Raw genomic sequence first — 12,934 nt, 5'->3', positions numbered from 1 at the left:
CATGCCATAACTTCGTGGCGGGGACGCCTTCTTGTTTCTATCACTGGGTTAGCTGATATAACCCTTTTCTTTCATTGCTTCATACGCGGCTTTTTCGTTCTCATCCTTGACTTGATATTCCAACGTACCTTCTACGATTTTGGCGCAGCGTCCGCCAAACGGTTTAAGGGATTCCTTGATTTCCTTGAGATCTGCATTCCCCTTCAAGGGATAATTGACTTTCATGCGTCATCCACCTCCTAAGCTACAATTAGCAAAAGCGGCAGCCTTGTCGATATGACAAACCTCACATCAATGGCACCCCTCCGGCCTTCATGCAAAAACCCCTGCGCCATTAAATAGAGGCACAGGGGGGATATAGAAGATCGGGACGGATCTTAACGCAGCGTTTTTAGAGCGCCGCTCCAAGCCAACACTTGGTCCAGCATGTCGTTCAAGTTCGTTTGATGCAGATCAGCCGGCTTGAAGACACTATAGTTTTCGAAGTCGGTGAACAGGGACAGCGCTACGTGCACACGCACGTCGGCAACCATCAACTCACCCAGGATCCCGCGCAGATGCTCAGCGGCACGAGCGCCGCCCACGGAGCCGTAGCTGACGATCCCGGCTGCTTTGTTGTTCCAAGCTTCACGCGCATAGTCAAGCGCGTTCTTCAAAGCGCCGGTAATGCTGTGGTTGTATTCTTGTACGATGAAGACGAAGCCGTCCAGGCCGTTCAGCTTGTTATTCCAAGCAGCGGCTTGCTCGCTTGCGTCTGCTTCCCCGAGCAGCGGCAGTTTGAAATCAGCGATGTCGATAATTTCATAGTTTGCGTCGCCCCGAGCGTCCGCATGTTTCTTCACCCATTCGCCTACTTGCGGGCTTACGCGACCTTCGCGCGTGCTTCCCAAGATAATTCCAATATTCAACTTAGACATCATTTTTTCCTCCTCGATTGGTTGAGATGTTCTACCTAATAATTTACCCCAAAAACTCATATGTCACACCACCAAGTATCATTCCCGAACTTCTCCAATGTCTTAAATTCGGATTATTCGAACTAGAGATAATGATATCCGTCTAGGTTCCTTTTGTCAAGCAGCTTACAAAAAGTTTGTGAGGATGTCCTCCGCCTAAACGAACTAAAGGCTGCCGATTCCGGCAGCCCCCCCTACGCTATCACTCTAATATTCAACCTTCTCCTGTCCGCACCACGGCATGCGAATCTCGCGCCGCGGAAAACACAATGTACATGAAATAACCGAGCAATGCTCCTCCTGTATTTAAGAGCAGATCGTCCACGTCAAACCGGCCGATCGCCAGCAACAGTTGGGCACATTCCAGGCTCAGACTGACCACGAATGCGTAAAGGATCGTCTCCACGCCGTTAATGCCTTTTTCCCGGAACATGATCCCCAGCAGAATCCCAAACGGGATGAAGATCATCACATTGCCGAAGACGTTAACCAAGTCATGCGGCGTCATGACCTCCAGGCTTCGGGTGATTTCCTTCAATGGAACGAGATTGCCCTCCTGCAATCTCCGGAAGACCATTCTCGGGTAGTGCAAGCTAACCTGCAATTGTTCCCAGAGGAAACCCAGTTCGATATCGTGAAACTTGAACAGGATGATTTTCACCAAGAGACTTAGATATAAGGCAAACAGCACCCGAACGCTTGCGTATTTCAGCCAACTTTCCGTTTGCATTCTTTCCCCTCGCTTTCATGATGTCTTTTTTGCCGCCTGTCTAATCCCGTACGGTTACAATAATCCCATCCATGTTGTTGCCGGATATTTCGTATTTTCCCTGTGCTGGCACCCGGATCGTCTGATCCTTTGTAACCGGATAATAGAACACCTGATAGTTATGGCCTTGCACGGTTAGACTCACCGCCTTTTGCTCTCTCAAATAATCCATGTATTGCTCCAGCACGAGCCCATTTTCGTGAATGATCGCGCTATGCGGCAGGCCGACATACCGGAAATGCCAAGGTTCAAATTGAATGCCCGTAATCGCCGTTTTGTCGTCCGGATACCGCAAAATAAATCCATACTTCCACGCATTCTCCTTCAACCACTGACCTTCGGGAGCAAGGTTCATCTCTGCTTGAGAAGATCCGATGTCCAGCGACAGGCCGAGGTTATGCTCGCTGTATCCGGCGGGCAGAGCCAGTTTTGAGCCCATTTGGCGGTATAGCTCGTCCTGCTTCTGCTCATCCCGGTACCCGCTGCTGATCAGGAAATGATTGATCCCTTCCTCCCCGGCAGCCTGAACCATCGTTGCAAACCGGTCTGCCATCCGCGGCGACAATAACACTTTATTATCCAACACCCCGAACCCGTTGATCAGCTCGGCATTCCGAATCAGACTGACCGCCTCCGATTCGGGATGCAGCTCTTTCGGGACGGGATGGTCTTTGTTCACCAGCAGCAAATCGCCTTGATAAACCATCTCTTTGGTGACGTCGATCGATAATCCCTCTACCACCGAGGAAGATTCCGGAACGTTATAGGATTTATCGACCTGTAACGGCGACGTCGTATCTTGCGGCGTCCGGGCCATACTCGCTTTAAATTTCGTAACCCCAAATCCCAGCAGTACCAGGACCATGAGGCATATCATCCATTTTTTCACTTGGGTACCTCCTAGCTTTTCTTCCTCTTTAGCATAGGTCACATTGTTTAAGAAGATTGGGGGTAAAAAATAAAGTTTTTCTTAAATCGCATACTCGTATCCCGTGCACACGAACTTTGCTTGTTGAATAACATCTCCTAGCTTAGAATAGGGGGTAAATTCCAAGAGGAGAGGCGAAATCATGGAAGGCCATCTACTAATGATTGAAGACGATCCAGCCATCAGCGCGATGGTCAAGGATTACCTGTCCAAAGAGGGCTATAAGATCACCTTGGCTCAGGATGGCGAGGAAGCGCTCCGTCAATTCGCATCCGCGAGCTATGATCTGGTTTTACTGGATCTCATGTTGCCTAAACGGAGCGGTCTCGACATCCTAGAGCATATTCGAAAAGAGAGCAGCATCCCCATTCTGATCTTGTCCGCGAAGGACAACGAAGTCGAGAAGGCACTGGGCCTGCGGCTAGGTGCCGATGATTATATCGCTAAACCTTTCTCGCTCATCGAGTTGGCTGCCCGCGTGCAAGCCTCCATCCGACGGGCAACGTTATATTCGAACCCGGATGACGCCGGGCAGGCATCGGACCTTAAGTTATTGTCCGTCGGCGACTTGACGGTCGACCCCGGCAATTTTACGGTCACCAAGCGAGGCAAGGAGATCTTGCTGACGTCAAAAGAGTTTCATATTCTGAAGCTGTTCCTTCAGCATCCGACACGGGTATACACCAAGGCCATGCTCTATCAACTAGTTTGGAACGAGGAATATTTCAATGATGATAACGTCATTAACGTACATATGAGAAGGCTGCGAGAGAAGATCGAAGACGATCCGTCAAATCCCCGGTATATTCGAACGCTTTGGGGAATTGGGTACCGACTGGGGGAAGGGTGAATGACGGATTACGGGTGGTTGCTGTTCATCCCCATCGCCGTGCTGGCGATATTATACCTCAATCAACATAGGACAAACCTTGCGCTTCGAAAGGAGATTACTTACATCAACCGCAAGCTCATGCCCTTCATCGATCCCCGGCATCCCATAACGCAGGAACGTATTCTTACCCTAACTCCCCTTCCCGAACTGCGGGAATTGTTGCAAACGATCAATGGCCTGCTTGACCGAACAGGTCAATCGGCCACGGATTATGCCGGCATGGAGCGGGCGATGCGCATGATGTTATCCAACGTCTCGCATGATTTAAAGACGCCGCTGACCGTCATCATGGGTTATGCCGAAATGCTCTCTCAGCAGACGGACCTGCCGGAGGAAGAACGCCGGAGGATGCTTGGGGAGATCCATAAGAAAACGGCTCAGGTCCATGAGCTCATCAACACTTTCTTCGATTTAGCCAGGCTGGAATCGGGCGATTTGGATCTCCCCCTGTCGGTGATCGATGCAGGAGAGATCAGTCGTCAGCGAATCCTAGCTTATTTCGACCTTCTCTCTGAGCAAGGATTTCAGGTCGATATCGATTTGCCTGAGAGCCCCGTATGGGTGTATGCCAATGAAGAAGCATTATCCCGTATACTGGACAACTTGCTGTCTAACGCGATGCGATACGGAGCGGAAGGACGCTATTTAGGGTTATCACTTCGAACTTCGGAGAACCACGTCACCCTCCAGGTGATCGATCGAGGGCGTGGCATCTCAAGAACCGAACAAGCTCGGGTGTTCGAGCGGATGTATACCATGGAAGACTCGCGCAACCGGAAGATGCAAGGCAGCGGGCTCGGCCTGACCATCGCCAAGCGGCTTGCCGAGCGATTGAAGGGTACCCTCGAGCTGGAGAGCACGCCGGGTGTACGTACCTGCTTTACCGTCACCCTCCCTCGATCGAAGCGGGCTTGAGGGAGGAACGATTGTTCCGAAGTAAGAAATAAGTAAGATCTATGACATAGAAAAGAGAGTTTCCCCGATTACGCTAAAGGTAAGGGTAAAGAAACAAGGGGAGTGAGACCATGAATGAAATCGTAAGAACGCACCAACTTATCAAAAGCTACGGAACGACGGAAGTGGTTTCCGGCGTAAATATGACCCTGCGCCGGGGCGAGATCTACGGATTTCTCGGACCAAACGGGGCCGGCAAATCAACCGTCATGAAGATGTTACTGGGGTTAGTCAGACCCACCGGCGGCGAAATTGAGCTTTTCGGGGAGAAGCTCCTACCTGGGGCAACAGAGCATCTGAAGCGCATCGGCCATTTGATTGAAACGCCGGTGTTCTACGAGAAGCTGACGGCAGAGCAAAATTTGGAGCTGCATGCCGAGTATATGGGTTACTACAAGAAAGACGCCATTCGCGAGGCACTGGAGATGGTGCAGTTGATCGGCACCCAGGATAAGCCGGTCAAACAGTTCTCTCTCGGAATGAAGCAGCGGCTCGGGATCGCGCGGGCCATCTCTACCCGGCCGGAGCTGCTGCTCCTGGATGAACCGATCAATGGTCTAGATCCTGAAGGCATTCAGCTGATGCGCCAATTATTTCGTCGGCTGCGTGACGATTGGGGAATCGCGTTACTCATTTCCAGCCATTTGCTTGGGGAAATCGAACAAGTGGCGGACACCATCGGCGTCATCGACGGGGGGAGATTGCTTCGCGAAGTCTCTATGGAATCCGTGCATGCTTCCACGACCGAATACGTGGAAATCGTGACCTCAAACGTGAATCTGGCCGCCTTTGTTCTCGTGGATACGTTGGGCGTTGAGAATTTCAAGCAAATCGGAGACAACCTCATCCGCATCTATGATCCGAAGCTGTCCCAAGAGGCGTTGACCAAAGGGCTTATTGCCAACGATGTGCCGATTCAATCGATCAACCGTAAGCATCACAGCCTAGAGGAGTATTTCTTCGAGATGCTCAAAGGAGGGGAAAGCCATGCTTCAACTTATTAAACTGGAACTCAAAAAGGGCCGCCTAACCAGCTACCTTTGGGGGGCGCTCATCGCCTACCTGTGCATTGCCGGATCCGTGGCGGTCATTTATTTTGCTGACCCCATGAATGTCGAAGATCCTTCGTTTCGGAGTCAAGCCGAATTGCTGTCCATGATTGATCTGCTCGTTCGGGCCACCTTCATCGTTTACGCCTCCGTGCTCTTATCGAAGCTCATGATCAGTGAATTCAAAGACAAGACGATTGCTCTGTTGTTTGCCTATCCCGTTAACCGCAAAAAGTTGATTTTCGCTAAGCTGGCGATGGTGTTTGTTTGGACCTTTGCCAATGTGATGATAGCGAATCTTCTGGTTGACGCTATCTTTATCGGGATCAATTCAATCACAGGTTATTTGTCTGATCCGCTGCAAACGGATATGCTCCTTAACCATGGCCTCAACGTGCTGATGCAAGCCTTCGGGGCTGCCGGTATGTGCTTATTGCCGCTGGTCATCGGCCTGAGAAACAAGTCCGTTCCCGCCACGATTGTATCGTCGATTGTCATCGTCCTGATCGTATGCTCCGGCAATCTCGGCTTCAGTCTCAGTTCCATCATTGCGATTCCGCTGTCTCTGTCGGTGTTGGGGATTCTCATCACTTACCTCAGCTTCCGTAATATTGACCGGGTGGATGTGGGCTAAGCCCAATCAAATGAATGAAGTGACCGCGGCGCAGCGCAAATGCTTTTTGTTGAGTGCGTGAACCGCTCAAAATAATGGGGTGTCCCAAAAGTAAACTTTGGGGCACCCCCTTCTTGGATTAGGCCTTTTTCTTCTTCCATGGTTTCCAGACCGAAATGATGATGATGAATATCGTAACCGCGACCTGAAACCAAACGAAGACCTGCCTGATTTCATGATTTTGCAGAAAGCCCGGATCGCTTAACGCCAGTGCCCCTTGCGTCTCCAGCATCCTCATATTGGCCACCATCAGCTTATCGACTACAAAGATGCCGATAATCGTTTGCACGAGATATAGCACGAACTTAACGCCAACCCAGCGGTGCTTAAAAAATCCCCAATTCGTGAAAAACCCATAGACGAACCCTACGAGCAGGGTACCGATCGCGCCGTACCGGACGACATGATCGCTGATGAGAATCAAGCCCTTGTAGGCTAAATACGATTCATTGTAATTCTGCAAATCGATTTGCAGATTAAGCGCCGTCGAACTAAGGATTCCGCCAAAAAACATGACGACCAGCAGCAGATGGATGATTTTCAGCCATTTCAGGCCTTTAGGTCCTATTTTTTTCATCTTAGAACTCCTTTTTAAATGATTGTCCCCAGCATCATAACAGACGAATGTTGTGAACTTGTGACGAAGCTTTACGGTTTGCATGAAATCGCAGCAGGTTCGTTTCAGGACTTGCCAGAGAGATGCGGGAGGACGCCAACCTAACATTTCGGAGGAAAAGGCTTTCATAAGCAGCTAGTCCGGACGGGCGCTCCCTAGGTATGATAAGGAAGAGAGACTTGACGATAAGGGGATGAGCGCCCATGAAACTATCCGGTATTTATAGCGACGGCATGGTATTGCAGCGAGATGCAAGGGTTATTCTCCGAGGACAATGTAGCAGCGGTGGGCAGAAAGTGCAAATCGGCTTCCGCGGGATGACCACCTGCACCGATGCGGATCCCGGCGGCAACTGGGAGGTGCAGCTCGAAGAACTTGCTCCCGGCGGACCCGATGAGCTCGTGATCACCGCCGGCGAGGAGAAGCGCGTCCTTCGCGATGTGTTGGTCGGGGACGTGTGGGTACTAGCGGGCCAATCCAATATGGAGCTGCCGGTGCGACGGACACTGGATCGGCTCGCGGAAGAAATCCGGGGCCTGGATTTGCCCATGATCCGCCAGTTTGCAGTGCCGCAGAGCTACGACTTTCACGGTCCGCAGGAGGATCTGGACGGCGGCGCATGGGTAACGGCCAATCCGGAGGGACTGCTTGGGTTTAGCGCCGCAGGCTTCTTCTTTGCCAAAGAGATCTACGAACGCTACGGCGTGCCGATCGGTCTCATTCAAACGGCGGTAGGCGGCACGCCGATCGAAGCATGGATATCGGAGCCGACCCTAAGGAAGATCGGCGGTTACGAGGCGACGCTGGAGCAATGCAAGGATGACGCCTATGTACGGGCGACTAAGCAACGGGACGAGGATCGAAACGGGCAGTGGTACGCAAAGCTGAACGAGGCGGACGCTGGTTTGCGCGAGGGATGGCATCTAGCAGATTGGGACGCTACCCGGTGGAGCGAGTTCGAGGTACCAGGTTCTTGGGCAGGCAGCGACTTGGAGTCCGTTCGCGGGGCGGTCTGGTTCCGCAAAGAGATCGATGTGCCGGTGGCGATGATGGAAGGTGAAGCGCAGCTTGCACTCGGCACCATCGTAGACGCAGACGATACGTACGTAAACGGGGTGCTCGTCGGGAACACGGGTTACATGTACCCGCCGAGACGGTATAACGTGCCGCAGGGCGTGTTAAAACCGGGGAAAAACACCCTTGCTGTAAGAGTCATCACAACGCATAACACGGGGTCGTTCGTCCATGATATGCCCTACAAGCTCAAGGCCGGCGGTCAGGAGTTGGACCTGCGCGGATCGTGGAAGTACCGCGTGGGTGCGGTAACGGAGGCGTTGGAACCGCAGACGTTCTTCCACTACATGCGGCCGGCAATTTCAACGGCATGATCGCGCCGCTGCGGCGGTTCCACATCGCCGGGGTGCTGTGGTATCAAGGCGAGTCCAACACGGGCCGGCCTGCAGGTTACGCTGAACTGTTCCGGGACATGGTGCGGGACTGGCGCGAAGCCTGGGGAATCGGCGAGTTCCCGGTGATCGCCGTCCAACTGGCCAACTTTGGACCCGAAGGCGATCCATACACGGACTGGGCGGAACTGCGTGAGGAGCAGCGTAAAGGCTTGGCCGTTCCTTGCACCGCGTTGGCTACGGCGATCGACCTCGGCGAATACAACGACCTGCACCCGCAGGACAAAAAGTCACTTGGCCAGCGGTTGGCCCTCTGCGCTCGCAGGCTCGCCTACGGGGAAACGGAGCTGGTAGCCAGCGGGCCGATATTCGTGCGGATGGAGCGTCAGGGAGATGCGCTGCGGCTGCATTTTACCGAGGTCGGCGGCGGATTGACCCCGCGGGATGGGAACGCGCTGCAGGGATTCAGCGTCTGCGGACCCGACGGGGCGTTCGTACCGGCGCAGGCCGTTATCGACGGAGATACCGTGGTCGTGCGGCATGAGCAGGTCAAACCGCCGATCCATGTACGGTACGCCTGGAGCAACAACCCGGCCAAAGCGAGTTTGGTTAACCGCGAGGGGTTACCTGCGTTCCCGTTTACAACTGAAACTGAAGCATGAAAAAAAGCGCAAGCGCTAGGGACCCCTTCCCTGGCACTTGCGCTTGTTGTTTTTTCGGAACGCGATTAGGCCCCGGCCGGGAGCTTCACCTGCACTCGGTAAGTCTTACCCTGCTTCACGTTCCGCAGCACGCCATCCGGCAGCAGCTCGCCTTCCGCGTACACTTCCGTCTGCGACGCGGATGCATCGCGCTGGATCTCGACATGCAGCGTAGCGCCCCGGAACTCGCGCGTGACCGTCGCCTCGTTCCAATGACTCGGCAACTGCGGATTCACGCGGATGCCGTCCTTCGTACCCTGCACGCCAAAGAGCCCGTCGATCAGGCAACGATAAACCCATGGCACCGTCCCCGTGTTGAACAGATGGCTGGAACGCCCCGCCGTACGCGGGAACTGGCGATAAGCGCCCCGGTAGTAGTTCGGGATGAACACGGGCAATTGTCCCCGTTGCACGATGTCCTCTACATCTGGGCCGGGCAGCATTTTGCGCAGCAGCCGGAACGCGTCCTCCTGCTCGCCCACGGCGTACAGCGCGTAAATGTAGAAAGCGGCTGCATGGTTGTATACCGCGCCGTTCTCCGCCGAGCCCGGGTGCTTCTGCGTCACACGGCCGACGTCTTCGCGCATCGCCGTGTAGGAAGGGGCGAGCTTCTCCACGCCATACGGCGTCTCCAACTGCTCGCGCACCGCCTGCATCAGTTTCTCGCGTTTCTCGTCATCGGCCGCGCCGCTCAACATCGACCAACCCTGCGGGTTGATAAAGATCCGACCCTCTTGGTCCTTGCTGACCCCAAACACGACGTTATCGTCCGTGATGCCCCGCGCATACCACTCGCCGTCCCACAGGTAGCGATTGACCGCCTCATTCGTCTCCTCGGCAGACGCCCGGTATTCCCGCGCGGCCTCCGCCCGCTCGCTGTTGTTGCAAATATCAGCCCACACCTGGAACGCGTAGGCCGTGGCGATGGTCAACCAACCGGACACGCCTTTGCCTTTGTAACCAACCATGTTCATCGGGTCGCACCAATCACCCTGATTGATGTAGTTCAACCCCCGATCGTCGCGGTCGTTCATCAGCCAGCGCATGGCCTTGTCAATATGAACATAAACGGGCTCGGTCTCCCCGTTGTCGGCATAAGCCACCTTCTCCTCCAGAATGGAGTAGTCTCCCGTTTCGTCCAAATACGTGCTCAGGCAAATCGGTAGCCAGACGCAATGATCCGTATGCGGAACCTGGTTAATGTATTTCAACTCGGCGTCCGGGTGCAGGACAATGCCGTCCGGCATAGCGCCGTTCGCCTTTTGCTGGCTGAGCGCCGTCAGGAACGAAGCCCGCGCCACCTGCGGCTTGAGGTAACTCATGCCCATGTGATCCTGCAAATAATTGCGGGTTTGCGGATCGGTGGTCAAACGGTTCGTTTGCCCGTGGTAATAAATCTGCCGCGGCAGCCAGCGATTGACGAACAGATCGAGATCCTTGTCCGGCGTTGATATCGTCATGCAACCTCGGCCTTCCCGGATATATCGATCGTATTCGCGTTCTGCCGCCGAGAACCCATCTTCTCCCGACCCGAAATACGCCTCCCGGATCTGCGCAATTTCCCGCTCATCCCGGGCCGGTCCGAACAGGAAGCGGTATTCCCGAGATTCGCCAGCTTCCAGCTCCATCCGGTATTGCATGACCGCGACCGGTGTTTCGTACCGCGCGTCTCCCTTCGCCAGCTCGGGTTGCTCCAAAGCAGAAGGACGGGTAATCCCCCCTTCGCCTTCGAACGCCTCCTGGTTTACCTCCCAGGCAACCGGCGAGTGCTCTGCGATCAGGAAGGTTTTGTCGCGGAAATTTTTGATTTTATCGTAATCCTGATATTTCTGATAAGGCGTCACCGAAGAGCAGACGATCGCCCGCAGGTCCTCAAGGTATTCGCCGGATTGGTTCATCCAAGACATATAACCCACGGTAAAGTAAGGATAGACGCTCAGCTTCCGTGCTTGCTGCGACACGTTCGTCACCTTGACACGCCAGAGCTCCAGAGGATCTTCCTTCGGTAAGCTGAGGCTCATTTCAACCAACACACCTTGATGCTCCACCTTCCAGACGATCCGGCTCTGGCCGAGCGCAAAAGAGTAGCTGTCGGTCTTTACCCGCACGGGTTCGTAGGGTGCCGAAAACACGCTTTCGTTCTCCTCGTCCTTCACAAACACGAAACGACCCGGGTGGTGCGCATAGTAGGGTTGTTCCGGCTGCATGAACGTCTTCGCTTCCAGATTCGGCGCATGCGAATACTTCGCCGGTTCCGGTTGCATAAACTGGGCTACCGCATATCCGCGGCAGTTCATGTGAATCATCATCGTTTCGTTCCATAGGAATCCCGACGCCTTGGGCAGGAGCGTAGGGCTCAGCAACTCGTAGAATTCCTGGTCCTCCGTGGCTCTGAACATGGTTCAACCTCTTTTCCGCATAATCTTGTCTACTTGTCTACAACTATGTTCATTATACAACGGAAAGCCCATTTTTGAAGCGTTTTCTACCCTTTATCGCATAAAAAAAGAGCCGAATTTCGCCAGAACGAAATTGACTCTGATGGACGCATGACCACACAAGCTTCTTTAAATAAACAGAAACGGGATCAGGAACAGTAAAGCAAGCGCCGCCCAATCAAATGCATAGGCGCCGTAACCATAACCCGGATAGCCTCCATAGCCTGGATAACCCGGATAGCCCGGCCCGTAACCCAACGCCTTCGTTTGAGCTTGCTCGTTGGCTTTGATGACGGCCTTATTGGCGCCTTTGGTTTTGGATTTCAACTGCTGCAGTTGCTTCTTGGCCTTGGCAGGTTGGGTGGAGAGAACATTGGCTTCCGAAGTGAAACCCCCGTTCAGTTGGATCCCGTTCTCGTTCACGTCTGTGATCGTGCCGATATAATAGCGGCCGTCTCGAAGGATCGCACAAACGGTTTTGCCGACGTGTGGTTTACAGGCGTCGACGCCAAGCGGATAAATCTGCTGCATGGACTCGTGCCTCCCCTCTCGAATGCTCATTTATCCTATTCGCCGCCGGGAGATTTGCACAGGGCGAATGTCCCGATCCTTGAAATAAAGTCAATCGCTAGAGCCTTCCTTCCGGGGTGCACGCCCATCTTAATCGCGCCGGAGACGCGGCGGCATATTCTGCTGTGAGAGGAGTGGCGGAGCTTCATAAAGGAGGGGCAACAAAGGGATGAACTATCACGAAATCATCGCCGCCGTTGGGGAAGGTTCGGCGCATCCGGGGGGGTACCAGGGTACCGTCGACTTTATTCAGTCTGTCGGCATTGTACCAGGAATGCGCGTCTTGGAGGTCGGATGCGGAACGGGCAGGACGGCCTGCCTGCTGGCTCAGTTGGGGGCGCAGGTCACGGCCATGGATCAAAGCGTCATCATGCTGGAAAAAGCCGAGCGTCGGGCGCAGCAACAACAATTGCAAATCGAATGGATTCAAGGGGATATTACCGCGATCCCGCTGCGATCGGACACCTACGATGCGGTGATCGCCGAGTCGGTGACCGTGTTTGCCGCCGACCCGGTGAAGGCCTTCCGGGAATATCATCGCGTTCTGCGCAAGGGCGGGGAGGCATGGGACCGCGAGTTGTACCGAACGCAACCCCATCCGGCGCTGGAGCGGGAGATGCGCGAGCTCTACGGTAATCCGCATTTACCTGACGCCGCCGCATGGATGCGAATGATGCAGGATGCCGGTTTCCGTAGCGTCCGACCTTGGGTGCCGGGTACTGGAGCTGACGATAGCGAGAATCCTGGTCCTAATACGACCCAAGGCCAAGGCGGTAAAAATTCGTCCTTCGACTGGCAGAATGCGTGGGACCCGCACCGCTTCCTCGACCTGGAGGCGCTGCAGGATCCCGCCGTCCGGACGTTTTTTAAGGAGAACGAAGCCTTTCTCCAGCGTTACCGGAACCATCTGTCGCATGGCGTATTTATAGCGGAGAAATACTAGATCACTTCCCCCGGGTTTATGCCATATTTCCAATGGTTA

The 12,934-nt window shown here is 54.0% G+C and carries 14 protein-coding genes; 7 read left to right on the top strand and 7 right to left on the bottom strand.

Going from position 1 to position 12,934, the window contains the following annotated elements; translation table 11 throughout:
- Positions 1–48 precede the first annotated feature (48 nt).
- The 4 genes from IM700_RS10770 to IM700_RS10755 all read right to left on the bottom strand — a co-directional run bounded on the left by IM700_RS10770 (position 49) and on the right by IM700_RS10755 (position 2,614).
- Positions 49–225 (bottom strand): hypothetical protein, encoded by a 177-nt coding sequence (locus IM700_RS10770; RefSeq protein ID WP_167521157.1) that lies wholly within the window; start codon positions 223–225, stop codon positions 49–51.
- A gap of 152 nt (positions 226–377) precedes the next feature.
- Complete coding sequence (locus IM700_RS10765; protein WP_059041456.1) at positions 378–917, bottom strand: NADPH-dependent FMN reductase; 540 nt, start codon at positions 915–917, stop codon at positions 378–380.
- 253 nt (positions 918–1,170) lie between these two features.
- On the bottom strand, positions 1,171–1,686 hold the full coding sequence (locus IM700_RS10760; RefSeq protein WP_155604726.1) for a VanZ family protein: 516 nt from the start codon (positions 1,684–1,686) through the stop codon (positions 1,171–1,173).
- A 40-nt stretch (positions 1,687–1,726) separates the two neighbouring features.
- Positions 1,727–2,614, bottom strand: coding sequence for a M15 family metallopeptidase (locus IM700_RS10755; protein WP_193416930.1), 888 nt, complete (start codon positions 2,612–2,614; stop codon positions 1,727–1,729).
- A 181-nt stretch (positions 2,615–2,795) separates the two neighbouring features.
- Between IM700_RS10755 and IM700_RS10750 the strand changes: the two genes are divergently transcribed.
- The 4 genes from IM700_RS10750 (at position 2,796) to IM700_RS10735 (ending at position 6,182) form a co-directional block, all read left to right on the top strand.
- Positions 2,796–3,503 (top strand): response regulator transcription factor, encoded by a 708-nt coding sequence (locus tag IM700_RS10750; protein WP_155604725.1) that lies wholly within the window; start codon positions 2,796–2,798, stop codon positions 3,501–3,503.
- A complete protein-coding gene (locus tag IM700_RS10745) occupies positions 3,504–4,460 on the top strand; it encodes a sensor histidine kinase (protein ID WP_193416929.1) in 957 nt (318 codons plus the stop codon).
- A 110-nt stretch (positions 4,461–4,570) separates the two neighbouring features.
- On the top strand, positions 4,571–5,503 hold the full coding sequence (locus IM700_RS10740; protein ID WP_155604723.1) for an ABC transporter ATP-binding protein: 933 nt from the start codon (positions 4,571–4,573) through the stop codon (positions 5,501–5,503).
- A complete protein-coding gene (locus IM700_RS10735; RefSeq protein WP_193416928.1) occupies positions 5,487–6,182 on the top strand; it encodes an ABC transporter permease in 696 nt (231 codons plus the stop codon). Before IM700_RS10740 ends, IM700_RS10735 begins: the two co-directional genes overlap by 17 nt.
- A gap of 118 nt (positions 6,183–6,300) precedes the next feature.
- On the opposite strand, the gene IM700_RS10730 is transcribed toward IM700_RS10735, so the two are convergent.
- Positions 6,301–6,798 carry a DUF2269 family protein gene (locus IM700_RS10730; RefSeq protein ID WP_193416927.1) on the bottom strand — a complete coding sequence of 166 codons (498 nt, stop codon included), beginning with the start codon at positions 6,796–6,798 and terminating at the stop codon, positions 6,301–6,303.
- 242 nt (positions 6,799–7,040) lie between these two features.
- Here IM700_RS10730 and IM700_RS23175 point away from each other — a divergent pair, with 242 nt between their 5' ends.
- Positions 7,041–8,225 (top strand): sialate O-acetylesterase, encoded by a 1,185-nt coding sequence (locus IM700_RS23175; protein WP_239483795.1) that lies wholly within the window; start codon positions 7,041–7,043, stop codon positions 8,223–8,225.
- Positions 8,138–8,905 (top strand): sialate O-acetylesterase, encoded by a 768-nt coding sequence (locus IM700_RS23170; RefSeq protein WP_336244893.1) that lies wholly within the window; start codon positions 8,138–8,140, stop codon positions 8,903–8,905. The genes IM700_RS23175 and IM700_RS23170 overlap by 88 nt, the downstream gene beginning before the upstream one ends.
- Positions 8,906–8,970: 65 nt before the next feature.
- On the opposite strand, the gene IM700_RS10720 is transcribed toward IM700_RS23170, so the two are convergent.
- Both IM700_RS10720 and IM700_RS10715 read right to left on the bottom strand, forming a co-directional pair.
- Positions 8,971–11,343 carry a GH36-type glycosyl hydrolase domain-containing protein gene (locus tag IM700_RS10720; RefSeq protein ID WP_193416926.1) on the bottom strand — a complete coding sequence of 791 codons (2,373 nt, stop codon included), beginning with the start codon at positions 11,341–11,343 and terminating at the stop codon, positions 8,971–8,973.
- A gap of 168 nt (positions 11,344–11,511) precedes the next feature.
- Entirely contained in the window at positions 11,512–11,913 is a 402-nt protein-coding gene (locus IM700_RS10715; RefSeq protein WP_193416925.1) for a hypothetical protein, read from the bottom strand.
- A gap of 208 nt (positions 11,914–12,121) precedes the next feature.
- Here IM700_RS10715 and IM700_RS10710 point away from each other — a divergent pair, with 208 nt between their 5' ends.
- Complete coding sequence (locus IM700_RS10710; RefSeq protein ID WP_193416924.1) at positions 12,122–12,895, top strand: class I SAM-dependent methyltransferase; 774 nt, start codon at positions 12,122–12,124, stop codon at positions 12,893–12,895.
- Positions 12,896–12,934 lie beyond the last annotated feature (39 nt).

The sequence above is a fragment of the Paenibacillus rhizolycopersici genome, from assembly GCF_014947195.2.
In the GTDB taxonomy this organism is placed as follows: domain Bacteria; phylum Bacillota; class Bacilli; order Paenibacillales; family Paenibacillaceae; genus Fontibacillus; species Fontibacillus rhizolycopersici.
Note: the sequence above shows the minus strand (reverse complement) of the source record. Positions and strands in the feature narration are given on the sequence as shown.

Bases quoted from the DNA above. Each gene is read 5' to 3' on its own strand.
- IM700_RS10745 (WP_193416929.1), top strand. From the start codon at position 3,504: ATGACGGATTACGGGTGGTTGCTGTTCATCCCCATCGCCGTGCTGGCG.
- IM700_RS10710 (WP_193416924.1), top strand. From the start codon at position 12,122: ATGAACTATCACGAAATCATCGCCGCCGTTGGGGAAGGTTCGGCGCAT.
- IM700_RS10730 (WP_193416927.1), bottom strand. From the start codon at position 6,798: ATGAAAAAAATAGGACCTAAAGGCCTGAAATGGCTGAAAATCATCCAT.
- IM700_RS10770 (WP_167521157.1), bottom strand. From the start codon at position 225: ATGAAAGTCAATTATCCCTTGAAGGGGAATGCAGATCTCAAGGAAATC.
- IM700_RS10740 (WP_155604723.1), top strand. From the start codon at position 4,571: ATGAATGAAATCGTAAGAACGCACCAACTTATCAAAAGCTACGGAACG.
- IM700_RS10765 (WP_059041456.1), bottom strand. From the start codon at position 917: ATGTCTAAGTTGAATATTGGAATTATCTTGGGAAGCACGCGCGAAGGT.
- IM700_RS10750 (WP_155604725.1), top strand. From the start codon at position 2,796: ATGGAAGGCCATCTACTAATGATTGAAGACGATCCAGCCATCAGCGCG.
- IM700_RS10715 (WP_193416925.1), bottom strand. From the start codon at position 11,913: ATGCAGCAGATTTATCCGCTTGGCGTCGACGCCTGTAAACCACACGTC.
- IM700_RS10735 (WP_193416928.1), top strand. From the start codon at position 5,487: ATGCTTCAACTTATTAAACTGGAACTCAAAAAGGGCCGCCTAACCAGC.
- IM700_RS23175 (WP_239483795.1), top strand. From the start codon at position 7,041: ATGAAACTATCCGGTATTTATAGCGACGGCATGGTATTGCAGCGAGAT.
- IM700_RS10760 (WP_155604726.1), bottom strand. From the start codon at position 1,686: ATGCAAACGGAAAGTTGGCTGAAATACGCAAGCGTTCGGGTGCTGTTT.
- IM700_RS10720 (WP_193416926.1), bottom strand. From the start codon at position 11,343: ATGTTCAGAGCCACGGAGGACCAGGAATTCTACGAGTTGCTGAGCCCT.